At 56.2% G+C, this 25,105-nt stretch carries 16 protein-coding genes and 4 pseudogenes; 10 read left to right on the top strand and 10 right to left on the bottom strand.

All coding sequences use genetic code 11. The features are described 5' to 3' along the window. Positions 1-4 precede the first annotated feature (4 nt). From ACP86_RS20385 to ACP86_RS20395, 3 genes are all read right to left on the bottom strand, one after another. Positions 5-1,459, bottom strand: a complete 1,455-nt coding sequence (locus tag ACP86_RS20385) for an aldehyde dehydrogenase family protein (protein WP_053115262.1) — start codon at positions 1,457-1,459, stop codon at positions 5-7. A gap of 51 nt (positions 1,460-1,510) precedes the next feature. After that, positions 1,511-2,029 (bottom strand): rubredoxin, encoded by a 519-nt coding sequence (locus tag ACP86_RS23765; protein ID WP_011783984.1) that lies wholly within the window; start codon positions 2,027-2,029, stop codon positions 1,511-1,513. 137 nt (positions 2,030-2,166) lie between these two features. After that, positions 2,167-3,390, bottom strand: coding sequence for an alkane 1-monooxygenase (locus tag ACP86_RS20395; protein ID WP_199185490.1), 1,224 nt, complete (start codon positions 3,388-3,390; stop codon positions 2,167-2,169). Positions 3,391-3,612: 222 nt separating this feature from the next. On the opposite strand from ACP86_RS20395, the gene ACP86_RS20400 reads away from it, so the two are divergent. The 6 genes from ACP86_RS20400 to ACP86_RS20425 all read left to right on the top strand — a co-directional run bounded on the left by ACP86_RS20400 (position 3,613) and on the right by ACP86_RS20425 (position 13,644). Continuing rightward, positions 3,613-6,231, top strand: a complete 2,619-nt coding sequence (locus tag ACP86_RS20400) for a helix-turn-helix transcriptional regulator (protein WP_053115263.1) — start codon at positions 3,613-3,615, stop codon at positions 6,229-6,231. A gap of 32 nt (positions 6,232-6,263) precedes the next feature. Beyond that, positions 6,264-7,424: an NAD(P)/FAD-dependent oxidoreductase gene (locus ACP86_RS20405; RefSeq protein ID WP_053115264.1), complete on the top strand. Its 1,161-nt coding sequence runs from the start codon at positions 6,264-6,266 to the stop codon at positions 7,422-7,424. 461 nt (positions 7,425-7,885) lie between these two features. After that, on the top strand, positions 7,886-8,956 hold the full coding sequence (locus ACP86_RS20410; protein WP_374815209.1) for an HlyD family secretion protein: 1,071 nt from the start codon (positions 7,886-7,888) through the stop codon (positions 8,954-8,956). Continuing rightward, a complete protein-coding gene (rbbA, locus tag ACP86_RS20415; RefSeq protein ID WP_053115266.1) occupies positions 8,953-11,730 on the top strand; it encodes a ribosome-associated ATPase/putative transporter RbbA in 2,778 nt (925 codons plus the stop codon). Before ACP86_RS20410 ends, rbbA begins: the two co-directional genes overlap by 4 nt. Before the next feature lie 3 nt (positions 11,731-11,733). Next, the gene (locus ACP86_RS20420; RefSeq protein ID WP_053115267.1) at positions 11,734-12,855 is read left to right on the top strand and encodes an ABC transporter permease; all 1,122 of its coding nucleotides are present in this window, start codon (positions 11,734-11,736) and stop codon (positions 12,853-12,855) included. Positions 12,856-13,248: 393 nt separating this feature from the next. Continuing rightward, positions 13,249-13,644 (top strand): ectoine synthase, encoded by a 396-nt coding sequence (locus ACP86_RS20425; protein ID WP_041336241.1) that lies wholly within the window; start codon positions 13,249-13,251, stop codon positions 13,642-13,644. Between the two features lie 425 nt (positions 13,645-14,069). Here ACP86_RS20425 and ACP86_RS20430 read toward each other — a convergent pair whose 3' ends face one another. Beyond that, positions 14,070-14,540 carry an Rrf2 family transcriptional regulator gene (locus ACP86_RS20430; RefSeq protein ID WP_141201860.1) on the bottom strand — a complete coding sequence of 157 codons (471 nt, stop codon included), beginning with the start codon at positions 14,538-14,540 and terminating at the stop codon, positions 14,070-14,072. A 145-nt stretch (positions 14,541-14,685) separates the two neighbouring features. Here ACP86_RS20430 and ACP86_RS20440 point away from each other — a divergent pair. Further along, positions 14,686-15,560: pseudogene (locus ACP86_RS20440) on the top strand (IS3 family transposase); the annotation flags it as partial. Positions 15,561-15,826: 266 nt separating this feature from the next. Next, positions 15,827-16,387, top strand: a pseudogene (locus ACP86_RS20445) (IS110 family transposase); the annotation flags it as partial. Positions 16,388-16,553: 166 nt separating this feature from the next. On the opposite strand, the gene ACP86_RS20450 reads toward ACP86_RS20445, so the two are convergent. Further along, complete coding sequence (locus ACP86_RS20450; RefSeq protein WP_041336316.1) at positions 16,554-17,855, bottom strand: IS1380 family transposase; 1,302 nt, start codon at positions 17,853-17,855, stop codon at positions 16,554-16,556. Positions 17,856-17,960: 105 nt separating this feature from the next. On the opposite strand from ACP86_RS20450, the pseudogene ACP86_RS20455 reads away from it, so the two are divergent. Both ACP86_RS20455 and ACP86_RS20460 read left to right on the top strand, forming a co-directional pair. Beyond that, positions 17,961-18,479, top strand: a pseudogene (locus ACP86_RS20455) (transposase); the annotation flags it as partial. Between the two features lie 16 nt (positions 18,480-18,495). Beyond that, positions 18,496-18,792, top strand: a pseudogene (locus ACP86_RS20460) (integrase core domain-containing protein); the annotation flags it as partial. Positions 18,793-19,093: 301 nt separating this feature from the next. Here the strand turns inward: ACP86_RS20460 and ACP86_RS20465 are convergent. The 5 genes from ACP86_RS20465 to ACP86_RS20485 all read right to left on the bottom strand — a co-directional run bounded on the left by ACP86_RS20465 (position 19,094) and on the right by ACP86_RS20485 (position 25,105). Beyond that, a complete protein-coding gene (locus ACP86_RS20465; protein ID WP_053115271.1) occupies positions 19,094-19,528 on the bottom strand; it encodes a type II toxin-antitoxin system VapC family toxin in 435 nt (144 codons plus the stop codon). Further along, positions 19,528-19,764: a type II toxin-antitoxin system Phd/YefM family antitoxin gene (locus ACP86_RS20470; protein WP_053115272.1), complete on the bottom strand. Its 237-nt coding sequence runs from the start codon at positions 19,762-19,764 to the stop codon at positions 19,528-19,530. Before ACP86_RS20470 ends, ACP86_RS20465 begins: the two co-directional genes overlap by 1 nt. 139 nt (positions 19,765-19,903) lie before the next feature. Continuing rightward, positions 19,904-21,058, bottom strand: coding sequence for a Wadjet anti-phage system protein JetD domain-containing protein (locus tag ACP86_RS20475; protein WP_053115273.1), 1,155 nt, complete (start codon positions 21,056-21,058; stop codon positions 19,904-19,906). Then, the gene (locus tag ACP86_RS20480) at positions 21,042-24,365 is read right to left on the bottom strand and encodes an ATP-binding protein (RefSeq protein ID WP_053115274.1); all 3,324 of its coding nucleotides are present in this window, start codon (positions 24,363-24,365) and stop codon (positions 21,042-21,044) included. The genes ACP86_RS20475 and ACP86_RS20480 overlap by 17 nt, the downstream gene beginning before the upstream one ends. After that, a complete protein-coding gene (locus ACP86_RS20485; protein WP_008174489.1) occupies positions 24,362-25,105 on the bottom strand; it encodes a DUF4194 domain-containing protein in 744 nt (247 codons plus the stop codon). The genes ACP86_RS20480 and ACP86_RS20485 overlap by 4 nt, the downstream gene beginning before the upstream one ends.

The raw sequence follows: 25,105 nt of genomic DNA on the forward strand, positions 1-25,105 counted from the left end.
ATGCTCAGCCCAGAATACGAACAGCAGCCTCTATAAGACGCCGGACCCAGGCTGTATAGGGTGGAAAAAGAAGATGCATAAGAGAATGTTTATCCTCCATCAACGCCTTTTCATGCGAAAAAGCGCGGAAACCGTATTCACCGTGTGCCGCCCCTATCCCGGAATTATTAACTCCACCAAACGGCAGACCCGGATGTAGAAAATGCACAACTGTAAGGTTGACTCCTACAGCGCCGGAGCTCGTTCGCTCGATAATATCCGTGGCAAAAGACTCGTTTTTGTCGAATATGTAAAGCGCAAGCGGTTTAGGGTTATCGTTGATTTTCTTGATAACCAGATCAATATCGTCGAATTCAATAACGGGTAAGATCGGGCCGAATAACTCCTCACGTGAAATATCCATGTCGCTGGATACATTTGAAATCAACGTCGGAGCAATAAAATTCTCTTCAGCATCTGTAACACCGCCTTCAAAGACTCTTGCACCTTTGTTTTTGGCATCATCTATCAGGTTTGAAACTCGCTGGAAATGACGTCGATTTACAATCCGGCAATAGTCGGCGGTCGATTTCTGGGCTTCTGGTGTTTTTCCATAGACTCGCCCAATTTCCGTTTTAAGTGCTTCATTGAATTGATCTGCGATATTAACGTGCACAAAAACATGATCTGGGGCGATACAGGTCTGTCCATTATTGGCAAACTTACCCCAGACAATGTTTCTTGCAGCCCTCTTTATGTTGGCATCTGGGCCAACAATGGTCGGGGACTTACCCCCCAATTCCAGCGTCACTGAGGAAAGGTTCTTGGCGGCAGCCTCCATGACCACCTTGCCTACCGCAGGACTGCCCGTGAAGAATATGTGGTCGAAGGGTAAGGCCAACAGTTTCTGCGCTACCGCGGCATCACCCTCAATCACGGAAACCAGATCGGGAGGGAAGGTTTCGGCGACAATGTTGGCAATCACCTTTGAGGTATGTGGTGTCATTTCCGAGGGTTTAATGATGGCTCCGTTCCCTGCAGCCAACGCTGAGACGAGAGGCCCGAGCGCAAGATTGAGCGGATAATTCCACGGTGCAATAATCAGGCACACTCCCTTTGGTTCTGGCCGAACATAAGATTTCGTGCCCAGAACACCAACGGATGCAGCCACTCGCTTCGGACGCATCCATTTACGCAAGTGTTTTTTAGTGTGTCGAATTTCCTGAAGCACCGGCAGGAGTTCAGTTAATTTGACTTCTGGAGCGGGTTTTCGAAAGTCCGCCGCGCAAGCCGCAATGATGTTTGATTCGTGGCGTTTAATTGAATCCCGCAGCTGGTCGAGCTGCGCTATTCGAGCCTCCAAGGTAAAGCTTCCGCGACGCGCAAGTTGTGCCCGCTGTAGGGCCGCGAACGTTGAATCAATCGTATCGCTGGTTGACACATTGGGCAGCCCAACCTTCGCCAGACTAGCAATCTGCATTATAAAATCACCTCTTGCCGAACGAGACTGTTGTTATTTTCCATCGGATTACTAGTCTTCATAGAGGACATAGTCCTCTTTTGTGGCACCACAGTCCGGACAGCACCAATCGTCTGGAATATCTTCAAAACGAGTGCCGGCAGGGAAGCCTTCGGCTTCATCTCCGAGAGCTTCATCGTAGATATGGCCGCAAGTGATGCAGACCCACTTCCGATAGGTATCTTTTTGAGTCGAGTCTTTCGGCGATTTTGAAGAGTTAGGCTTGGGTTTCGCTTTGGGCTTTGTTTTATTTTTAGCTGAAGGAGTAGATGCGCCCGTTGCTTTCTGCGATGCTCCCTCGGTCTTAGCTTGGCTGGCAGGGCGGACCGCTGTATTGGTTGCGGACACCGAAAGTTCCGGGTTCGCTTCTTGAAGCGCAACGAAGTCAACCTTATCCCTGACGGCACAGTCTGGACAGGACCAGTCTTCAGGAATTTTTTCCCATGTCGTTCCTGCAGGAAAGCCTTCGTGCGGATCACCAACCACTTCGTCGTATACATAACCACAATCAGGGCATTGATATTTAGCCATTTAGAGCACCTTTCAAACGATATTATTGTCTTTGTTTTGGTAGCGCCCGACGCGCACCCTCTTTCAGGTGCACGTCAGAGGCTCTTTTTCTGCAACGTAAATAAAGTAAACGAGGTATATAAGTTCCGATTAGCCGATCATTTAGCCGCGGCGGTATCGACTGATTCAGAATCAGTCCCACCAAATTTACGCTCATAGAATTCACGCTTGCCGGGTTGAATCTGAATCTTATCGAGATCTCCTTTAGCCCAATCCAGCACCCGGTGGTCCATTATCGAACGAAACCATGAGGGAAACATTGCGGCCAGGAACATCCCGGGATATCCCGATGGTAAGGAAGGCAGGTCTTTGAAGTCGCGAAGCGATTGATAGGACCTTGTAGGATGGGCGTGATGGTCGGAATGTCGTTGCAAATGAAACAGAATCAGGTTCGACATAATATGGTTTGAGTTCCATGAGTGGTGCGGTTGTTGACGCTCATAACGTCCATCCGACATCTTCTCGCGCAGCAATCCGTAATGCTCAATGTAGTTGGCGCTGGTCAGCTGCCACCAGCCAAAGGCCATTTGAATGGGCAAAAAGATCAGCATTAAGGGACCAAAAAACGCCAGCAATCCCGCATAAAGCACAGCGGTCAAAATCATAGGCTGAAGAACTTCGTTCTCCAGGCTCCAGACACTTTTTCCACAACGACTGAGGCGCTGTTCCTCTAAATCCCATGCCCGCTTGAAAGCACCGGGAATTTCACGCAGTGAGAATGAGTAAATGGACTCACCCATGCGGGATGTCGCCGGGTCCATCGGCGTAGCCACATCACGGTGATGCCCCTTATTGTGCTCAATGAAGAAATGACCATATCCGACCACGGCGAGGACAAGCTTCGCCATCCAACGGTCAAACGTTTCTTTTTTATGGCCAAGTTCGTGGCCTGTGTTCAGAGCCAGACCATTCACGATTCCCAGGGAAAGGGCCAATGCCAGAAACTCGAAAACATTCATTGGTTGCGTGGATACCCACCAGGCACTGACAATCAAGGCCGCATAATGAATAGGAACAGTTAAGTAGGTCAGTACCCGGTAGTAACGATCCTGTTCAAGCCGAGGCACGGCCGACTCGGGGGGGTTGGAAAAATCCTCTCCAAACATGGCATCAATCAAGGGAACTGCGCCATACCAAAGGATCAACACCAATCCGTACCAAATGCTCCATCCAGTTTGGGATACCAAATAAAGGCCAATAAGAGGCGTCGCTGGCCACAGCACAGAAAGGACCCACAGGTGGCGTTTTCTGTCCACATAACCTTCGGCATCAGGGTCTCTCTGAAGAGACTCTGTTGTTAAGACATTTTCTGACATTGACATTAGGATCACCTTATTGTTTTTCAGCTTGATCATTTTTCTACATTGTGCGAACACCGAGTCCCTCAGGTGAACGGACAAGTTGTAGGCATGAACAGGTTTGGCCAGAACCGGAGATCAAACAACTACTCTAAGGGGTAGTTTTCGCACTAGACATCTATCAATATGCTTTCACCCCATAGCGCCCTCGCGTTTCGGGGAGACGAAGCAGGAGATCGGATTGTCATGACCCGCCATAGCTTGGAAGACTGGTGTCGGAGGATGTCTGAAAGGATGTGGGCTCGTCAGTATTTCATTACTCAAGGGTGTTTAGACCGCTATTGCCTGAGGCCTTCTGCTACGCCTGAATCAAAGGTAGTTCTGTATCGGGCCCCGCCAGGCTATGGAAAATCTGTACAAGTGGCCTTGGCAGCAAACACTCGCGAACTGGAACGTGAGAGCGCCGTTTATATCAATACCCGGTCGTGCCCTGACTCATGTGACGTTAATGGCAGTTTGTTTGCAGCGTTAGTTTTATATCAACTCGAAGGAGTTGAATCCTGGCGCACGATAAAAAGTGACATCGACACCATCGAAGTTCTTCGAAACGCACTGTGTAATGCAAAAAAGACGATAAGAATTTGCCTTGATGGGGTTGGCGAGGCTAAACATACCGCGGATTTGATTGAGGATTTAATCTGTGAAACACCGAGCAATGTGAAATTTTTCATTGCACCGAGTCGCGTCGGGGCGTTGCCACGTTTGTCTATGATGGCGGGTGTTGTAACGTATGGTGCTGATGAACTTGTATTTACAGAAGAGGAGGTTAGTGAATTATCGGGTATGGGTGGCCCCGAAGCCAGCAACATCATAAAAGCGACCGGTGGATGGCCAGCACTTGTCAGGCTTATGTGCCGAACCCCAAACCCAAATCTCCCCGCAGCGACTTGGCCGGAAACTCGCTCGTATTTCAGGGACAACCTCTTAACTGCGTTACCCAATAGTACGAGGACCTTTCTTTGCAATGCAGCGATGCTCGAAGTAATCAGCGCTGAATGCTATGGCTATGTCTATAAGACAGAAGAGGCCGACCGGGAAATTACGTTTCTTAACGAACATTATGCTCTTTTAGCTCCCACCGGGACTTCTGCTGATCGTATGGATATGCACCCTGTGCTGCGAGAGTATTTGCGTAGTTTATTTAACACCACCCAACGAGAACGTCGCTCGTATGTACTGAAACGGGTCGCGTTCTGGCATTGGCGTAGGGGAGAGTACCTCCATTCAATCAATGCAGCTCTGGAAGCCAGTGACCATCGATGGGCTCGCGTCGTAAGTGACAGCATTATCCTGGACGTGGCACTCAGACAGGGTGAAATCGAAGTACTTCGCACCTGGTTTGGAAAAGTACCGGCTCGCACGATAAAAAAAATTGCCGCCTTGAGCATAGGTTACGCGTGGATTTTGTATTTCAGCCAACAAGCTCGTCAAGCAGACGAAATACTGGCTAGTTCGCTTCATCCGAGCTCCAGGGGGGCGGGCAATCTTGATGAGGAAGGATGGAGGGAATTGGTTAATGCGATAGGCAAAGCTACACAGGATGAATTACTGGAGAGTCAGGTTCTCTGTCAAAAATGGATAGACGCCTTTGGCGACCGTAACATGGTTGGCAAAGGCGCAGCACTTACTTGCCAGGCATTCATTGCCTCCAGTGGACGCCATTTTGAAGAGTTGGAGCGATTGTCCCATCGAGCGGCTGTGGCCATCCAGTCATCCAATCAACATTACGCTTTTATTTGGCTTAAAACTGCAGAAATTCAGGGTGAACTGTTCAAGGGGGACATCGCCCGAGCAAGGAGTGTGCTGCTTCAAGCGAATAAAACAGCAGAAAAGATTCAGGTGCCAAAAACTTTTTTAAATAAAATGTTTGACACCCTTGAGTTACAAATCCTACACGAACAGAACCATCACCTGGTTACCCAGGAATCCGCACAGGCTTCGTTCGATTTCGCTTTGAATTATGGCGTTACAGATATTCTGTGGGGGTGTACACAGGCCTACAGCCGTTTTCTGTACCACCAAGGGTTCCAAGATAGAGCCATGGCCTTGTTGGAACAATCCCGCTTAGCCGCCTGCGAGCGAGAGCTGTCTCGTCTAAATATCCTGACTAAAGTTCAGTTAGCTGAGTTTACTCTCCTGAACAACGAGGAATTGGGTCCACCTATACTCCCCGATGAATGTGAGCTGACGTTCCTGCCAAATCAAAACCAGGCCATTCAAGCCCGTATGGCCCTGGTAAACTCAATGTATAGACTACGGCTTGGGAAACAGTTTGGTGTCGCCGAAAAATATGCCAAACAAGCACTACAAAGCGCCAGCGCAATTTCAGACGCTAGAACCAAGATCGCGGCCCACTATTGTCAGGCCCTGGCAGCGTTTGCCCTCGGTTCATCAAAATCGGCGAAGCGCACGATTCTTGATGCAAACCTACTTTCGGAACATTTGAACTGTCACTTCACACGGCTCTGGATCAAAGAAGCGCTACTTTCTCTTAGCCCCCTTGCTCAGGATCTTTTTAACGATCTGCCAGACGACTCTGAAGCTAAAGCTACGAAGGATCCCGATGTCAGAATAGAAGACTCCAGCGTGCCACCTGTGCCCGGCAATGCCCACTCAACCATCACGATAAAGCAGATTTCTCTGTTGAAATGCGTAAGCAACGGAATGACCAACAGAGAGATCGCTGAACGGCTTCTCGTGACGGAGGATACCGTCAAATGGCATATGAAGAAGATTTTCAGCGAACTTAAAGTAACCAACCGGGTTCAGGCAGTCACTGAAGCTCGACTGCGCGGACTTTTATAGTGCTACAAAAACAAAAGAGGAATCGAGCGAATATGCAAAAAATAGTTATCATTGGCGCTGGAATAGCCAGCCTGACCGCCGCAGAGGCTCTCCGCCAGAATGGATTCGACGGAACGATTACCATTTTGGGCGAGGAAAACACGCTGCCTTACCAGCGTCCCCCGTTGTCCAAAGCCTATTTGACCTCAGATGAGTTGCCCTCGCCAACTCCGATCCGTTCTCCTAATTTCTTTCGGGACAACAAAGTTGAATTTGAACAAGGCGGTAAAGTAATAGCGCTTGAACGATCGGCAAAGCAAGTAGTGATTCAAGGCGGCAGGAAAATTAAATACGACACGCTGATTTTGGCAACAGGAGCGAGGCCACGTCCTATTGATTTACCTGGTGAGAGCGCAAAAAATGTTTTCTATCTCAGGAATCTTGACCACTCCACCGCATTACGTAATGCCCTGTTAGCGCCGGAATGCGAGAAGGTGGCCATTCTCGGCGCGGGTGTTATCGGGCTTGAAGTCGCCTCCGCTGCCAATCTACAAGGAAAACAAGTCTCTGTGTTTGAGGCCAACAGCCGAGCGATGTGTCGAGTAGCGTCACCATTAACAAGTAATTTTGTCAGAAACCGCATGGCCTCCGCCGGCGTAATGTTCTACTTCAATGCTAGCGTCAACCAGATTCTCACTGAGGGAGACCGAGTTTCCGGTATCCGTTTGTCCGACGGCACCACCAAACCCGCAGACGTCGTTGTTATCGGTATAGGAGCCATCCCCAATGCCGAACTTGCGCAAGACGCAAACCTGGATTGCGACGGTGGTATTATAGTAGACAGCGGCATGCGTAGCTCCGACCCTGACATATTTGCGATCGGAGATTGCGCTAAAGCCGTCAACGTTTCCACCAATACACCCATCCGAATAGAAACTATTCACAATGCCATGCTTCAAGCACAAATTGCGGCGGCTCATATTTGTGGTAAACCGTCTCCGCCTGCCTCTCCTCCTCGTTTTTGGTCAGATCTCAACGGCATGAAAGTCCAGTGTATTGGAATCGCCACTGGATACGACCGAATTCAGCGGCGTCCCACAGAGAGTGACAATGCCTGTGAATTCTGGCTCTTTTCCGGAGACCGGATGATCGCAGCTGAAACAGTCAATCTTCCCACCCGGCAAGCCAAGCTATCTAAAGCTCTCTCCGGGTAAGTGTAAGCGAGATGGGATGCAGCTCATTCTCATCTCTGAGATTTCTATGTGCCGAGCCTCGTGACTGAGCATATCCAGCTGCAGGGGGATTCTGGCCCTCCCACAAGCTCTGCTGTAGAGCAGGAGATACAGAATCGCCCAGCCCAGCTGTGATGGCCACAGAACACCTACATTGCTGACCAGAAAGTCTTCCGGTATCTCTCCGGGTACAATTGGTTGATTATTACCGTCCAATTCTTGCTTGCCTGCCAGGGCACCACTATGCAAACCACTGTATATCCCTCAGGGGATCATCCTAGAGATCTCGCCCGCAGATTTGTCGACAAAAATGATGTGGGTCAGCCTAATTGCTGTGTTTGTGCGTAAGGTACAGACTCAAATGTCGGTCTACAAAGATCTCGCTCAGCCTGAATTCAATGGTCAAAAATGAGTGAGCCAACTGGCGGGGAGCAATCCAAGACGTGAAAAAGTTCATTAAAGCAGGTATTCGAGGCGTCGCCGCTGCGATTGTTATTGGACTGGGCGTTTGGGCTTGGTGGCATTTTCAACCGCAGGACTTGCCCGACGGATTCGCCGCTGGAAACGGCCGGATCGAGGCGGTCGAGATCGATATCGCAGCCAGGACCGCAGGTCGGATCCGGGAGATCCTGGTCAACGAGGGCGACTTCGTCCGCGCCGGCCAGGTCTTGGCGAAAATGGACACGGCCGTCCTGGAGGCGCAGCTCCGGGAGGCCGAGGCGCAGTTGCAACGGGCGCTCATCGGCATCGAGACCGCGCAAAGCCTGGTGACCCAGCGTGAGGCCGAGAAGCAGGCCGCCGAGGCGCTCATAGCCCAGAGGAAGGCCGAGCTCGACGCCGCGCAAAAACGGCTTGCCCGCACCCGGGAGCTCGCCTCAAAAAACGCCACCTCCGAGGCGCAGCTCGACGACGACCGTGCCGCAGCCGCGGCGGCGAAGGCTGCGGTCGGCGCCGCGGAGGCGCAGGCGGCGGCCGCGCAAGCCGCCATAGGGCGGGCCAAGTCGGATGTCATTGCCGCGGAGGCCTCGGTGGAAGCGGCGCGGGCTACCCTCCAGCGCATTCAGGCGGATATCGACGACAGCGTGCTGAAATCGCCGCGTGATGGGCGCGTCCAGTACCGCGTCGCTCAGCCCGGCGAAGTCCTCTCCCCGGGCGGCGTGGTGCTGAACATGGTCGATCTCACCGATGTGTACATGACCTTCTTCCTGCCGACGGAACAGGCCGGGCGGGTCGCGTTCGGGGCCGAGGCGCGGCTCGTGCTCGACGCCGCCCCACAATACGTGGTCCCGACCGAAATCTCCTTCGTGGCGGACGTCGCGCAGTTCACGCCCAAGGCGGTGGAGACGCAAGAAGAGCGCCAGAAGCTGATGTTCCGCATCAAGGCGCGGATCGCCCCGGATCTGCTCAGAGAGCACCTCCTCCAGGTCAAGACCGGCCTGCCGGGCATGGCCTATGTGCGGCTCGACCCGCGGGTGGATTGGCCGCCTGAACTGCAGACGAGACTGCCGCAATGAGCCGGGAGGCACATGCACAGATCGAGGATGACGGGGGGGCTGACGTGCCGGTTGCCCGCCTGCGGGATGTGTCCCTGCGCTACGGCAAGGCGTGTGCGCTCGACGAGGTCACCATCGATATCCCGGCGGGCTGCATGGCCGGGCTGATCGGCCCGGACGGGGTCGGCAAGTCGAGCCTGCTGGCGCTGGTCGCCGGCGCCCGCGCGGTCCAGACGGGACAGGTCGCGGTGCTCGGCGGCGACATGGCTGATGCGCGCCATCGCCGCGGAGTCGGCCCGCGCATCGCCTACATGCCGCAGGGCCTGGGGCGGAACCTCTACCCGACGCTCTCGGTGTTCGAGAACCTCGACTTCTTCGGGCGCCTGTTCGGGCATGACGGCGGCGAACGGGCGCGCCGCATTGAGGCGCTGACATGGGCCACCGGGCTCAAGCCGTTTCTCGATCGGGCGGCGGGCAAGCTATCCGGGGGGATGAAGCAGAAGCTCGGCCTCTGCTGCGCGCTGATCCACGATCCGGACCTGCTCATCCTCGACGAGCCGACCACCGGTGTCGACCCCCTCTCACGACGCCAGTTCTGGGGGTTGATCGCCGGCATTCGTCGTTCCCGTCCCGGCATGAGCGTGCTGGTGGCCACGGCCTATATGGAGGAGGCGGCACGCTTCGACTGGCTGGCGGCAATGAACGGTGGGCGGGTGCTGGCCAGCGACACGCCCGAAGACCTGCTGCACAGCACGGGGGCGGATTCGCTGGAGGCAGCCTTCATCCGGCTGCTGCCGGAAGAAAAACGCCGGGATTATCGGGCGGTTGAGATTCCGCCACGGCAGGCAGAGGATGGCGATACCGCGATCGAGGCCCGGGATCTGACCATGCGCTTCGGCGAGTTCACCGCGGTCGATCATGTGAACCTGCGTGTCCCACGGGGTGAGATCTTCGGTTTTCTCGGCTCCAACGGCTGCGGCAAGACCACGACCATGAAGATGCTGACCGGCCTCCTGCCGCCGAGCGAAGGCCGGGCCTGGCTGTTCGGACACGAGGTGGACCCGCACGACCTCGCGACCCGGTGCCGAGTCGGCTACATGTCGCAGTTCTTCTCACTCTATACCGAGCTGACAGTGCGGCAGAACCTGGAGCTGCATGCCCGGTTGTTCCAGGTGCCCGCTGCCGAGATTTCAGGGCGGGTGGATGAAATGGTTGAACGCTTTGATCTGGCGGCTGTGATCGACAGTCTGCCGGGCCGGCTGCCCCTCGGCCACCGGCAGCGCCTGTCGCTGGCAGTGGCCATGATCCACAAGCCCGAGATGCTGATCCTCGACGAGCCCACCTCAGGTGTCGACCCGGTGGCGCGCGATGCCTTCTGGCGGATGCTGGTCGAGCTGTCGCGCCGTGACGGGGTGACCATCTTCATCTCCACGCACTTCATGAATGAGGCCGAGCGCTGCGACCGTATCTCGCTGATGCATGCGGGCCGGGTGCTGGTCACCGACACGCCGGCAAATATCGTGCAGCAGCGGAGCGCGGAGACCCTGGAAGAAGCATTCGTGGCGCATCTGGAGGAGGCGTCGGGCGAAGCCGACGAGGGGCAAACAGCTTCGCTCGATACGGTTGACGCGTCGTCAGGCCATGTCGAACCCCAGGGCTGGCGGCGCATGTTTGATCCCCGGCGCATGATCAGCCATGCCCGGCGCGAAGGATTGGAGCTGCGCCGCGATCCTATCCGGCTGACGCTGGCGCTGCTCGGCAGCGTCATCCTGATGTTTGTGATGGGCTATGGGATCAGCCTCGATGTCGAGGATCTCACCTTCGCGGTGCTGGATCGCGACCAGACCACCGTCAGCCGCGACTATACGCTCAACCTCACCGGCTCACGGTACTTCGTCGAGCGGCCGCCGATTACCGGTTATGCCGATCTCGACCGGCGAATGCGCGAAGGCGACATCAGTCTGGCGATCGAGATCCCGCCGGGCTTCGCGCGCGACATCGCCCGGGGCCGGCGGGTCGAGATCGGCGCCTGGATCGACGGCGCCATGCCAACACGGGGTGAGACCGTCCGCGGCTATGTGCAGGGGATTCATGCCCACTGGCTGGCGACTAAGGCGCGCGAAGCCGGCTACGGCGAGGCTTTGGCGGGGCTCGTCAATATCGAGACCCGGTTCCGCTATAACCCGGACGTCAAGAGCCTGGTGGCGATGGTGCCGGCGGTGATCCCGCTGCTGCTCATGCTGATCCCGGCCATGCTCGCGGCGCTCAGCGTGGTACGCGAGAAGGAGCTCGGCTCGATCACCAACTTCTATGTCACACCCACCACGCGGCTCGAGTTCCTGCTCGGCAAGCAGTTTCCTTACGTGGTCCTGTCCTTCCTGAGCTTCCTGCTGCTTACGCTACTCGCGGTGACCGTGTTCGGCGTGCCGCTGAAGGGTAGCTTCCTGACGTTGGCGGTGGGTGCGCTGCTCTATGTTGGTGCCGCCACGGCCGTGGGGCTGCTGATCTCCACCTTCATGCGCAGCCAGATCGCGGCGATCTTCGGCACGGCGGTACTCACCATCCTGCCGGCGGCGAATTTCTCGGGCATGATCGACCCGGTCTCGTCCCTGGAAGGGATGGGCCGGCTGATCGGCGAGGTCTATCCGACCACGCATTTCCTGACGATCGCGCGCGGCACCTTCTCGAAGGCCCTCAACTTCTCCGACCTGCATGCCGCCTTTCTCCCACTGGCGCTGGCCGTGCCGGTTCTGATCGGTCTGTCCGCAGCGCTGCTCAAAAAGCAGGAGCGATAGTCCATGCGCCTTGCCAATATTTTCCATCTCGGTGTCAAGGAGTTGCGCAGCCTCATCCGCGACCGGATCATGCTTGTGCTGATTGTCTACGCCTTCACCGTTTCGGTCTACACGGCGGCCACGGCCATGCCGGAGACCCTCAACAAGGCGCCGATCGCGGTGGTGAACGAGGATCGCTCGCCATTGTCATGGCGCATCGTCAGCGCCTTTTACCCGCCGTACTTTGTTCTCCCCGAGGTGATCGACCAGGCCGAGATGGACGCCCGCATGGATGCCGGCCTAGACACCTTTGCCCTTGACATCCCGCCGAACTTCCAGCGTGACCTGCTGGCGGGGCGGCGGCCCACGGTCCAGCTGAACGTCGATGCCACGCGCATGAGCCAGGCATTTACTGGCACCGGCTATATCCAGACTATCGTGAGCGACGAGGTGCGGGCCTTTGCGCAGCGTTATCGCGAGATTCCGGAGCTGCCGGTCGATCTGGCGCTCCGGGCGCGCTTCAATCCCCAGCTCAACAAGTCGTGGTTCGGCGCGATCATGCAGGTCATCAACAACGTAACCATGCTCTCCATCGTCCTCACCGGCGCGGCGCTGATCCGCGAGCGCGAGCACGGCACCGTCGAGCATCTGCTGGTCATGCCGGTGACGCCTTTCGAGATCATGACGAGCAAGGTATGGGCGATGGCGCTGGTCGTCCTTGCCGCCACCGCCTTCGCGCTCACCGCCGTCGTGCAGGGCTGGCTGTCCGTGCCGATCGAAGGCTCGCTCGCGTTGTTCCTGGTCGGGACGGCGCTGCATCTGTTCGCGACCACCTCGATGGGCATCTTCCTCGGCACCGTCGCCCGCTCCATGCCGCAGTTCGCCCTGCTGCTCATGCTGGTGCTGCTGCCGCTGCAAATGCTCTCCGGGGGCTCAACGCCGCGCGAGAGCATGCCGGAGGCCGTCCAGTACATCATGCTCGCCGCGCCCAACACCCACTTTGTAATGCTGGCCCAGGCCATCCTCTATCGTGGCGCGGGCCTCGCCACCGTGTGGCCGCAATTCCTGGCCATCGCCGTTATCGGGGGTACCCTTTTTGGTTTGGCCCTGACCCGCTTCCGGCGAACACTCAGCGCCATGGCCTGACGGACTTGATACATGGCAGCGTGGAGTAGCGTCGGGCACACTCCGGCTGAGGTGGTTTCGCCTTCAAAAGTAAACAAGGCCAGCCCGTAGGCTGACCCTATAACGGATGAATCAGTTTTGCATGTAAGGCGCCACATACCTCATGTGAAGTTCATTCGGTGCAATTTCGATGGTCAGGTCAGTGTTGCCCACCAGTAAGCAGCCCTGAGTTGCCCTCACGACCACAACCTTCACCAAAGGGGAGCTGCAGAAGCTGGAGGCCCCATCCAAAGCGCCCTGGTGGGGTATGACCAGTGGCGGGAGGAAAGGGCCGCTTGAAATATATAGATGCCTAATGTTTATACTATAACGGTGTCTAACCCGATTCTGGCCAACCAATCATGAGATACGCCCATGAAAATCGTTAAAGTTCAGGACATTATTGGTACCGAGCGTGAAGTCAGCGACAAGCAGTGGACCAGCCGCCGCCTGCTGCTCAAGAAGGACGGAATGGGATTTTCCTTCCACGAAACCATCATCAAGGCAGGCTCCGAGCACACTTTCTGGTATAAGCACCACCTGGAAGCCGTTTACTGCGTTGCCGGTAACGGGCGCATCAAGGACCTCGCCACGGGTGAAGTTCACGAGATTACCGACGGTACCCTCTACGCCCTGGACAACCACGACAGGCACACCCTGTACGGTGGCACCGAGGACATGCGCCTGATCTGCGCCTTCAACCCGCCGGTGACCGGCCAGGAAGTCCATGACGAGGACGGCGCCTACCTGTCGGACACCAGCGATAACTGATCCGCCCTGATATAGCGGCTGATCTGACCGCTGGCACATGGCCAGCGCGCCTGCTGCCGGTGGCGGTGTTGCTTTGGCTGGAATGCCCTTACCGGCGAGTCCCGAGCTTGGTGGCGCCACCACTGGCACGTTTATCCGGCCTCTGCCTGGGCACTGGTACATAATGAGATGAGCTATGACCACAACATGGCTGCGGCAAGCATGTGAAGGCGCTATTGGAAGCACACAAGTGAGTTAAACAGAGTTTCCCTAGCCCCAACTGGATACAAGTGACTATGGTTTTGCACTGCGACTGAACGTTCGCTTTGCGACCTTTCCGTACATCCCTTTTTCTTCCATTTGTAGTGGGCGCAGGCCAAAGGTACCTAGCGCGATTTAATTTACCAATACGCGGATGACATCCAAGCCTTTTCTGTTACCAGTCCTTACTTGCTATTCCAAGCTTGTCCATCTTCGTCCGTCAGTGGTTTTTGAGAGGTTTGAAAAATTGTAATCCGGCAGGTCCAGCGACCGTCTTTAGTCCGAGCCTTGTCTTTTTCCTTCTCTTTTACCAGATATCCGGCCCGCTCCAACTCCCGAAAAATTCTTTGTTGAACGAATTTCCCGATATTAAATTTCCGCCTAATTTGGGCGGCTCGGATAATCCAGTCTTCGGGCAAGGATAAAAGAAATACGAGGACTCCCAGTGCTTCTGGCTTTAGTCGAGGATCCTGCAATGTCGCGTTGGGAATGCATGCGTAGTGTGAGGTCAGTTCGTCTTTTTTAATAGCCATCAGTGGTGTAGCTCCAAAAGTTTCAGGTAATAGTCCAACTGCTTCGAAAGCAATTGAGCCGTTTTCGCTAGGAAGGTGGAATAAACGTCCCAACCGTGCAGGGACTAAGATAACGGTTTGCAACTTGGGGCACTGACAACACGCCTGTACAAAACTAGCAGCGTTCTGCACGCAAAATGTTTGTGATGTGTTAAAGGGCGGTGTAGTGGTTCAATGATTCCGGACACCAGCGTAGGTGGTAAGATCGCCACCATAAACGAGGTGTCTGATGACCAGAAAGCGACGTTCTTTTTCTCCTGAGTTCAAACAGGAAGCAGCCAGCCTGGTGCTTGATCAAGGTTACACGATTCCCCAGGCGAGCGTGTCCCTGGGAATTGGCGAAAGCGCTATCCGGCGCTGGGTTAACCAACTGACCGAGGAGCGTGACGGTGTCACCCCGAAGGGCAAGGCGTTAACCCCGGAGCAGCGCCGTATTCAGGAGCTGGAAGCCCGCTGCAAGCGCCTTCAACAGGAGAAAGACATACTAAAAAAGGCTACCGCTCTCTTGATGTCGGACGACATGAATCGTACGCGCTGATAGACCAGTTGAGTGAGCAAATGCCTGTTGAAATGGTCTGCAATGCGTTTGATATCAGCCGTTCCAGCTATTACGAGTACCGCCAACGGCGGAAGCACGTGAATGTTGAGCGTCTGGCCCTGAAGGCTCAGGTAAACCGCCTCTTTACCAAGAGCCGCAGCTCTGCCGGCAGTAGAACGATCAAGGGCATGCTCAATGACGACGGCGTTGTTATTGGGCGCTTCAAGGTTCGACGATTGATGAGTGAACTGGGGCTGATCTGTAAGCAGCCGGGTCCTCACGCCTACAAGCAGGCGACCGTTGAGCGACCGGATATCCCGAACCATCTGGCTCGTGAGTTTACGTTAGGCCGGCCCAATCAGGCGTGGTGTGGTGACATCACCTATGTCTGGAGCGGCCAGCGGTGGAGTTATCTGGCTGTCGTTCTGGATTTGTATGCCCGACGAGTTGTTGGTTGGGCGATGTCATCCAGCCCCGATGCCGATTTGGTGGTCAAGGCTCTGGATCACGCCTGGGAACAGCGTGGTCAACCAGAAAAGGTCATGTTCCACTCAGATAGTAATACTGTCAGTGCCGGGTATTTCTGATTTTGGCTCAACTTGAAATACTGGGTGTCGCAAGTGTTCTCGGGTTTCCTGACCCGCACTCCGATCGACCCAGATATGTGTCTTTCCCTGGACCTGTCGGAATTCCGAGAACACCTAGCGGCAGGGGTTTCACCCCGCCGATGCATGTGACTCAAGAAGGGCCTGACAGCCTGTCTCGTTACTGTCGTGTCCAGGCTATCGTGCATGGTGAAGCCATCTTCAAATAGATAGCCAGGAGCTTCGTCATGTCTTTACAGCAGGATGTTCGCCCGGTGATTGTCGGTGGTGTTGATACCCATAAAGATCTGCATGTTGCTGCCGCGGTTGATGGTCATGACCAGGTTCTCGGAACAAACACCTTTCCAGCGACGCGCCATGGTTATAAAACCATGTTGGCGTGGATGCGCAGCTTTGGCGACGTCACCAGAATAGGGATTGAATGCTCAGGAACCTATGGCGCGGGTCTGTTGCGCTATTTACAGCAGGCCAGCATCACGACTCTGGAGGTTACAAGTCCCGATAAATCCGTCCGCCGCAAGCGGGGCAAAGACGACAGCATTGATGCTGAGAATGCTGCGCACGCGGCCTTTGCGGGCATTCGTACGGTAACACCGAAGACACGTGACGGCATGGTTGAATCCTTGCGTGTTCTGAAAGTCTGTCGAAAGACAGCGATCGCAGCCCGCAGGGTAGCGCTTCAGATGATTCAAACCCAGATTGTCTCCGCACCGGAGGAGTTACGGGACCAGCTTAGGAGCATGACGCGCATGCAACTTATCCGGACGTTGGCATCATCGCGTCCCGATCTAGCCCGGATTTCTCATAGTGCTCCAACAACCTTCGCAGACCAAGCCTGGTAGTGCCAGATCCGAGTGGTCATGGTCGAAGTTGGCGATTATTTAGCCAGTTTCCGGCATTCAGGCACAACTCCCCCTTTCCCCCATTGGTATCGGGCCGGGGGAGCCCGATTATCTACTGGGGCACCAAGCGCTGAACCAGTGCTGAGAGATCGTTCTTGTGTGGATAGCTATCACTCATCAACACCCGTATTCGGCGGGTGTTGCGGATGATGACTGCGCCAACCTTGATCAGCTTCAAGCGCAAGGTGCCGGCACTCATACGTTCGAAGGGCGTGTTTTTCAGATGCACCCGCAAACGCTCGAACAGGGTGTAGGCGAAGCCGGATAAGATCAGCCGCCACTGGTTGGTCCACCAGTGTGTGCTGGAGGTGCGACCGGCAAACAGATCCAGTTGTTGATCCTTGATCCGGTTCTCCATATCACCCCGTGCGCAATACTGTTCGTAGTAGAGCTTGAATCCGTCATCGTAGCGGGAGCTGATAACGAACCGGGGGTTCGGGCCTTGAGGGCCATATTCCAGGCGCGCAACCACCCAGCGTGGCTTATGCCAGCTTCGGGCTTTGTAGCGGAAGCGGAAGGTGCTGGCGAGCTTATGGCCATGAGCCTCGTAGTAGGTCCGGACTTTGTCCATGGCTGGGGCGGCAAGCGCCTCCAGCCGCTGGTTGCGGGCCATGCCTACGATGTAATCCACCTGGTTGCGATCGCACCAGGCCAGCAGTCGGGGCTTGCTGAAGTGGGAGTCGCCCCGGAACACGATCCGGGTCTGTGGCCAATACTCGCGAATAAATCGCACCAGCAGCGCCAGAATGGCCCAGCTGTGCCGGGCATCACCTCGATTGCTGGTGCGCAGATAGCTCACCAGCAAGTGCCTACCGCAGAAGACGTAAAGCGGGAAGTAGCAGTGATGGTCGTAATACCGGTTAAAGAACTTACCCGGCTGGTCGCCGTGCACCGGAATATCGGTGCCGTCAAAATCCAGCACGATTTCCTTGGGCGGCTTCTCATGCTGCTCGATAAAGTGGTGCCAGAGCAACTCATGCGCTTTGACAATGGTTTGCCGATCCATCGCCTGCTCCATTCGACAAAGCGTGGACTTGCCGGCCAGAGTCGAGGCATTCCCCGTGGCGGTTTGTAGTGCCTGATCAAAGCGAAGCGCTTCATGATCATTCAGATCTTCGTAGCCGCTGGCCACGCCGTAGACGCGCTGCCGGATCATGGTGTTGAGCCCATGACGAATCATGCGGGCATCCCGCTGGTCGGTCAGCGTCTCGGCCAGTCGCTGGGTTAGCCGGTGTTGTTTATCGACTTCGCGCAGTAACAACACACCGGCATCCGAGGTGATATGGCCTCCGGAGAAATCGGCTTCAATCTGGCGGCGGGAGAGTGGCGAGAAGGTCAGTTTTTGAGGTACCATTTTGGATAGCGGCTTTTAGTGTGGGTTTTTGTGTAGGAACTTGAATTCTAACACTTTAAGCCGCTTCTTCCTTCCTCATGCTACCTTCTTCATGAGAAATCCGGGCTAGGCGGATACCGAGACGTCATGACGGCCTATCGGATAGCCCTGAAGTCCCTCGCTCGCCGATATGTAGAGCTACATGACGAGATCGCGGACTTGGATACCATGATCAAGGCCATCGTGGACGAACTTGCGCCCGACTTGGTTGCAAGAACAGCTGTCGGTTATGAGTCGGCGGCGCAGCTGTTGATTACCGCAGGTGACAACCCTGATCGACTTGGCTCCGAAGCCAGTTTTGCTGCGCTTTGCGGGGTCAATCCCATACCGGCATCTTCCGGAAAGACGCAGCGCCACAGGCTTAACCGAGGAGGCGATCGCGCAGCCAACAGTGCACTGCACATAATTGCGATCGGCAGGCTTCGGCTTGATGTTAAAACCCAGGAGTACGTTGCAAGACGACTAACAGAAGGGCATTCAAAGTTGGAAGCTATCCGTTGTCTAAAACGTTACATAGCGCGAGAGCTGTTCTATCTTTTACGCCACCGGCAACGTGAGATTGGCCAGTCGAGAATTGCTGCTTGACTCTTAGAAGGGCGTCCAGGGAAGTCAGTATGCCAGCCGTAAGTTCCGTCAGAGGCTCTGGCGCTATCGAATGACACAAAGCATGAGCCGACGTGGCAACTGCTGGGACAACGCACCGATGGAGAGACTGTTCCGGAGCCTGAAATCTGAATGGATACCGGCTCTAGGATATCGGAACCTCCCCGAGGCGAAAAAAGATGTGGGTGGCTATCTGATGGACTACTACAACCGACAGCGACCGCACACATTCAACGACGGCATTTCGCCGGTTGCGGCTGAGGAAAACCTTAAAATACTGTCCGGGATGAGTTGACCACTACACGGGGACTACCTGATGGATAGAAGGTCTTATCGAGCCGAAGGAGGCGGTGAGCTGAAAATCACCCAAAAAATGAAAATATAACTGATTGATTGTAAATGACTTTATGATGCGTAACTGAGCGTGCAGCGTTCGTGAGAAGGAGTCGGTAAGCTTCTGTATTTATTGCGGAAAATTGATTCAGAAAGTTCGTCCTGCAACTCCGTGTACGCCGGTTCGATTCCGACCCGCGCCTCCAATTTATTTCCGTGTTGTTACAGCAGCTTAAGTAGACTCAGCTTCCTGCCCATAGTGCTCAGCTGCCATTTGAGGCAAGGCGCGCGTCTATGCCAAAAAAAACGGCCGCGTTCAGCAACGCTTCGTCCTCACTGATCAAACAAGCCTGATTAGACTCCGCGCAGGCCAGGTGGAGTGCATCCAATGTCCTCAGACTTGTCTTTCGTGTCCCGATCCAATGCCCGGCTCGACGGTAATGGTCTGATTCAATAGAGCAGAGGGTGAAGCGGCCGTGGCTGACATCATCATGGAAGGCACTTTCGATGCGATTTGCCTGGGGCTCACTAAGCTCCCCCATGCGAACCCAACGGGCCAAGGCACTTGCAACTTCCACTTCTGTTAAATGACTGATCAGAACTGGCTTGGTCTGCAATTCAAGCAAGGCTTGAATGCTATCGCTAGCATGCTCTTGGCGGTAGTAGGGTAGAACGGCACTGGTGTCGAAGTAGTACATCAATAGCGCTCTTCGTCTCTGAGCTCTCGCACCGTCTGTGCAGAACTTTCTCGAGAAGGCGGTAGCGAAGCTCTTAGCCCTGAACGATCCAGAAACTGAATAGTTTCCGGATAGGCTGCCGTCAGCCGCGCTGCTGGTTTACCATGGCGAAGAATAACAATCTCTTCTCCAGCGGCTACCGCGTCTAATAGATTAGAAAGCTTTTCCCGCGTTTCCCGGACATTAATGGTCTGCATGCTTTCTCCTTCTTTTGTGTACACGTTTAGTGTACACCGATAGGTTTCTGGCTTGCAATTCAACGCCGAAGAATCGTTAAAACCTGATACATGTGAGCACTGCGCAAGATCTTGAGCGCGTTGGACTATTTTGTTGATGTTATTCTGCGGAGCGATCGACCCAGTCGCCAATGGCCCTATGAACAACACAGACCGGCAGAAACTCTTGCTCCAGCCGGCCCCGGTCTGCCTGTCTCAGACGTTGGTAAAGCTTAGCCTCGCTTCCGGTCAATCCTGGCGGAGTGATCGAGGGGGCAGGCTGTGGTTCTTCAACACCACTTGCGTCGGCGAACGTGTCGAAGGTAATCCTGTCCATCAGCAGTGGTGTGAGAAGCGGGAGGTGTTTCCGGGCGCTGGCCAGCATGGTCAGTCCCCAGGTATCGATGTCGCCCCAATAGGCGGTCGCCCGATCTTTCAGCCATGTTGCGTTGAGCCAGGACAGGTTCAGGCCCGACCCAAGTACCGAGACCGTACCGGAGACCCTGGGCAACTGGTGAAGGCAGCGTTCGTTTTCAACCAGTATCAACCGTTCGCCAGGTAAAGGCGTGCTTTGGAGTTCGTGGGCCCGGACCCGCATTTGCGTGAAGGGCAACAACGAGCCATCAAGGTCGGCGACCAGTAACCAGTGGTGGCCGTCGTCTTCAGCGCCCAGAAAGGCTTCCAGCCCGGTTTCGCTGGCCTGGCCGTCGAACAGAATGTCCAGCATCAGCGTTACAAGCTGGCGGTTGCGCTCGAAGAACTTGCTGTCGGTGCCGGCAATAGACAGTGCCCTGAGGGGTTTTCCTTCGGCGCAGCCTGGCTGGAGCTGAAGGGCAACCTTGCCGCTGCGAATAACGTCGCTTTCCGGCTTATCCATGACCAGGCTGCGCCGGCGTATGACCAGTGAGTGAAATCGCGGGTCCAGAACAGAGGCGAGACGGCTGAGTGTGTCGTATTCCCGCCTGACTTCACTGCTGCCCGCGGCCTGCACCCACTGGCTGGGAGTGTCCAGTGTCCAGTGGGTGGGAATGTCGATGGCTTCGCTGGTGCTCTTGAAGCGGACCAGCTGCCACTGGACCTGCCCGGTGGTGACCTCCCGCCATTGCCGCAGGTGTTCTCGTACCTGTGTGACCTTCTCCCGTACCGTCGCGCCCGTGGGCTTGCCGATGGGGAGGGTTAATGGCCAGCTCTGAGGCCGGAGCAGGCGCTGTTCGCGCAGGTCCGCGTTCTGCCATTGGCGGGCCAGGCGGCTTGCCAGTTCAGCCGGGGATTTCATGGGCTTTCCGGGTCATTTTCTCCGCGTGGGCCTCCAGTTCTTCCCAGCTCAGTGAGGTAAGGGTGGCCCGCAGGTCCTTGCGGTGAACCAGGATGGCAGAGCGGGTGTGGGCCCGTAGCAGTCGCATCTCTTTGTTGGGCGTGACGAACAGTGGGTGCAGGCCAAACTCGTTGAGAGCCGAGATGATGCGGCCGGCTACGGCGTGGGAGCTCTTGGAGAAGGCCTCGTCCAGCAAGATGGTTCCGAACAGTGGCTGGGTGGCGCCGTCCGGACAAAGCGCATAGCTCAGGGAGGCGGTAAGAATGTAGCTGGCGATGATTTCCTTTTCGCCGCCGCTGCCCCCCTGGGAGCCGGTGCGAGTCTCGATCACCGAGCCGGACTCGCGTTCCAGCACCGAAACTTCGAACTGCAGCCGGTAGCGCGGGTCCAGCAGAGCCCGGGCACCCACGGTGCGCTTGTTGTCTGCCGCGTCCCGCAGCAAGGCCACCATGTTTTGCAGAGCCTTGAAATGGCTTTCGCCCTGGTCGCCTTTCAGGGCATCCGCCCGCAGCTGCCGTTGTGCGCGTTCCAACCTGCGGAGGGATTCATGGGTAACCCGGCGGGGCTCCAGGCGCAGGTAGCGGCCAGGGTGGAAGTCGACCCGCCGCAGTGTGGCGTTCAGATCGGCGATACGTTCTTCAATGATGGCCACCTGGTTCTGTATTTGAGCCAGCAGTTGGGTCACGCCCTGATCCGACGACTGGTTCAGATAGCTGAGGAATCGCTCCAGCTTCTGGGGAAGGGCTTCTTCCTCCAGTACCCGCAGGCGTTCCAGGTATTCCGGAATGTCCTGGATATTACTGCCGGTTTCAATCAGCGCCCCGGTATCAATGGTGAGCGCCTTTTCCATCAGTTGGGTCAGGCTGAGTTCAAAACTCTGGATCTGTTTGCCCAGCTTCCCAATGACTTTGTCCAGTTGCTCTCGCTGGTCCCGCTCCAGGGCTTCCAGTCGTTCGTACTGGTCCGCTTTCGGGGTGCGGAAGTGTCTGGTTGCCAGGCTTTGCTGGTCGTCTGTGAGGCCATCGCCAAGCCGGTCCAGCAGTTCTGTGCAGCGGTCCGTGGCCTGGTTGCGCTTTTCTTTCAGCAGGGCGAGGGCGGTTTCCTGGTTCGACAGCTGTTGTCGGCCTTCTTCTAGTTGCTGGCGAACCGCTTCAAATTCCCCCCGTGCTTTTTCCACATCCGAGTCCGGAGCGGTCAGTGCTTCCAGCCGGCTTTGCAGGGCATCGAGTTCACGTTGTGCGCTGGGCAGGTTGATGGTGCGGAACTCGGTTTCGCCCAGGAGTTCGTAAAGCCTTATCTGATCATTTGTGTCCCTGAGATTACGGCGGGCTGATTCGAGTTGCCGCCCCAGAGCGTCCGCTTTCTTACGGGTTTCGCTCAGTTCGTTGTTGAGCGCGGAGAGACGGTCACGGTTGTTGAAGCCGGTCATCCAGCCCTTGTCGAGCCGCTGGTTGTCCCGTTTTTCAAAATAGCCCTTCTTGCCGGACATCAGGCCCTGTTGGGTCATGCCATGGGGTGTCTGGCGCAGGGTTTCGGGAGAGTCCACGCAGTGTCGGTCGATTTCGGCCAACAATTGTTTCAGGGCTTCCCGGTGAGGATGGTCCTTGAAGTTCAGCTTGCGGGTGAAGCCATCCTTCATGAACTGTGCCGTGGCCTGGGGTGCCTGGGCTTCCAGCAGTCGCACATGAAGGCGGTTGTCACGGCTGTTGACCCTGTCCAGGGCCGATTGCATGGCGGCCGGTGGCACGAGCAGGCGCAGGCGGTGCCCGCCGATAGCCCGTTCAATGGCGCCACGCCAGTCACGTTCTTCGGCTTTGACTTCCACCAGTTCTGCCACGAACGGCAGAATGCTTTCGTCCAGGTTCAGGTCCTGGGCCAGTTCGCTGCGGAATTCCTGGTAACGTCCGTCGATGTTGGACCCGGGCCGGGCCTTGATGCGGTCGATTTCTTCGGTGATTTCCGTCAGGGTTTCATTGAGCTTACCGTGACGAAAACGCAGGTCGAGCAGGAATTCGTCCTGAGTGTCCGCAAGTTCGGACAGTTCGGCCAGCTTTGACTCACCGAGCTGGCGGTTCCGGGCCAGTGCTTCGGAGCTCAGTGTGCTGTCCAGGTCAAGCTTGCCGGTCAGGGTCTGGTAGTCCCTGGCGTGTCGGCCCCGTTCTCCTACCCAGCGCTTCTGTTGGGAGATCTGCTCCTTTAGCTGCTCTATGCTGGCACCACCGGCCTGCAGGTATATGTCTTTCAGGGTATCGGCTTTGCTGTTGAGTTGCTTAACATTGCTGCTCAATGACTCGAGGGTTTCTCTGCCCTTATCAAGCTGACGTTCCAGGTCCTGTTTGCGGGTGCTCCACAGCTCGTAGCCGGTTTGTGCGAACCAGATCGGCAGGATGTCTTTCAATAACAGCTGCTGGTCAAGCTCTCTGGTGGCACTCTGGTGCTTTTCGTAGGTTTCCGCTATGGGTAGCAGCGACTGGTGTTGTTTTCGGGCGGTTTCCAGTTCGCTGTGGATCGCGGCCAGGTCGTCAAACTCACTGGCCACCTCTGCCGCCCGGTCGAACGCCGAGTGGTCATCCAGCACCAGTTCCCGGAAGATTTCGTCGATGCTGTTGAGCTGCTTCAGGCCCGCGGCGCGGTTGAGCAGAGTGAAGGCATTTTCCCCCACTTCAAAAAATCGCCGTACTTGGGCCAGGTAGGCTTTCTTACTGTCGTTGGCCTGTAAGCCTGGGTTATCCCCGGCGTGTTGCTTGAGCTCCCGGGCGCCACCCTCGTGGTGAATGGCCAGCCAGTTGTCCAGACTCTGGTCATCCCTTTCTGAAAACAGCCATAGGCGTTTCAGGTCGCTGGCGGCAGAGCTGCTGCCGTCGATCCAGAACAGCGCCCCGATGCGAATAGCGTTGTTACCGTTGGAGAAGCGGGCGCTCACGGCTGTTACGGTTTTACCAGCGCGTGCGATATGGCTGTTGTCGCCGGTATTGTTACCGGCACCGGATACGCCCCGAATATAGGAAATCAGGTCACGGTCGCTTTCATGGCCGCCAGTGGAGGCCAGGTTGTACCGGGGCTGGTGAGTCAACAGGGTCATCAACGCGTCCACCAGCGTGGTCTTGCCGCTGCCGGTGGGGCCGATAATGGCGGTGCCTTTCGGGTCGATCTCCGCGCAGTGCCGTCCACCGAAGGGCCCCCAGTTATACAGGTCCAGGTGGGTCAGGATATAGGCCGTGGGCGGCAGGATGTCAGCGGCAAAGAGGTCGGTCTGGGGCAGGCTCATACATCCTCTCCGTCAGCGTCTTGCGGGGCGGACTGGCCGGCCATTTGTCGGAAATGGTGGAGCAGGTTCTGCAGATTTTCCGGGTTCGCCAGGTGGGTGATGATAGGGCGAACGACCACCTGGTCGTTGGCGTCGATGTCCGAGACAATGCCGTGGCTCTTGAGGTTGTCCAGCAGGCTGCGCAGGCGTTTCTGGTCGCGGGTGTCGCTGCCGGTGTCGCCCAGGTACAGCTGCAGTTGGGGCAGTAGCTCATCCAGTTCCACAGTGGCTTCGCCGGCACCGAGACCGGTTTCCTGTTCGTGGGCGATAAAGTGCTGGCGTAGTATGGCCACCAGCAGGGACTGTTCCATGGTCAGACGCTGGCGGCGCACCAGGGGGTGGGACCACTCGTCGTCGTTTTCTTGGCCTTCGCTGAAGAGCCGGTCTGACACGACAAGGAAAGCCAGTCCACGTACGTCGTCCACTTTCAGGCGCAGGTCGAACGGTTCCAGGATCTGGTTGATCGCAGCGGTCTGGGTGGTGGCAACCTGGTAGAGGTTGGGCTTACGGTCTGCTTCCAGCAACCCGTATTTCAGCAGCTCCTGGGCGGTGGCTTTCACATTGCCGGGCGTGTAGTGGCTGGCCTCCGTCAGAGGCGTTTGCTGATCGACATGGGCCAGTGCCTCTGATGTCTGTTGCGGCTCGTCCCGGCCTTGTTGGTCGTCTGCCTGGCTTGTCAGGCGGTCAAAATAGTCAGACAT

The sequence above is a fragment of the Marinobacter sp. CP1 genome, assembly GCF_001266795.1.
Classification (GTDB): Bacteria; Pseudomonadota; Gammaproteobacteria; order Pseudomonadales; family Oleiphilaceae; genus Marinobacter; species Marinobacter flavimaris.

Coding starts and splice junctions, on each gene's coding strand:
- ACP86_RS20395 (WP_199185490.1), bottom strand. CDS start 3,390: ATGTCAATGTCAGAAAATGTCTTAACAACAGAGTCTCTTCAGAGAGAC.
- ACP86_RS20420 (WP_053115267.1), top strand. CDS start 11,734: ATGCGCCTTGCCAATATTTTCCATCTCGGTGTCAAGGAGTTGCGCAGC.
- ACP86_RS20465 (WP_053115271.1), bottom strand. CDS start 19,528: ATGTACTACTTCGACACCAGTGCCGTTCTACCCTACTACCGCCAAGAG.
- ACP86_RS20425 (WP_041336241.1), top strand. CDS start 13,249: ATGAAAATCGTTAAAGTTCAGGACATTATTGGTACCGAGCGTGAAGTC.
- ACP86_RS20405 (WP_053115264.1), top strand. CDS start 6,264: ATGCAAAAAATAGTTATCATTGGCGCTGGAATAGCCAGCCTGACCGCC.
- ACP86_RS20450 (WP_041336316.1), bottom strand. CDS start 17,855: ATGGTACCTCAAAAACTGACCTTCTCGCCACTCTCCCGCCGCCAGATT.
- ACP86_RS23765 (WP_011783984.1), bottom strand. CDS start 2,029: ATGGCTAAATATCAATGCCCTGATTGTGGTTATGTATACGACGAAGTG.
- ACP86_RS20470 (WP_053115272.1), bottom strand. CDS start 19,764: ATGCAGACCATTAATGTCCGGGAAACGCGGGAAAAGCTTTCTAATCTA.
- ACP86_RS20485 (WP_008174489.1), bottom strand. CDS start 25,105: ATGTCTGACTATTTTGACCGCCTGACAAGCCAGGCAGACGACCAACAA.
- ACP86_RS20480 (WP_053115274.1), bottom strand. CDS start 24,365: ATGAGCCTGCCCCAGACCGACCTCTTTGCCGCTGACATCCTGCCGCCC.
- ACP86_RS20400 (WP_053115263.1), top strand. CDS start 3,613: ATGACCCGCCATAGCTTGGAAGACTGGTGTCGGAGGATGTCTGAAAGG.
- ACP86_RS20385 (WP_053115262.1), bottom strand. CDS start 1,459: ATGCAGATTGCTAGTCTGGCGAAGGTTGGGCTGCCCAATGTGTCAACC.
- rbbA (WP_053115266.1), top strand. CDS start 8,953: ATGAGCCGGGAGGCACATGCACAGATCGAGGATGACGGGGGGGCTGAC.
- ACP86_RS20475 (WP_053115273.1), bottom strand. CDS start 21,058: ATGAAATCCCCGGCTGAACTGGCAAGCCGCCTGGCCCGCCAATGGCAG.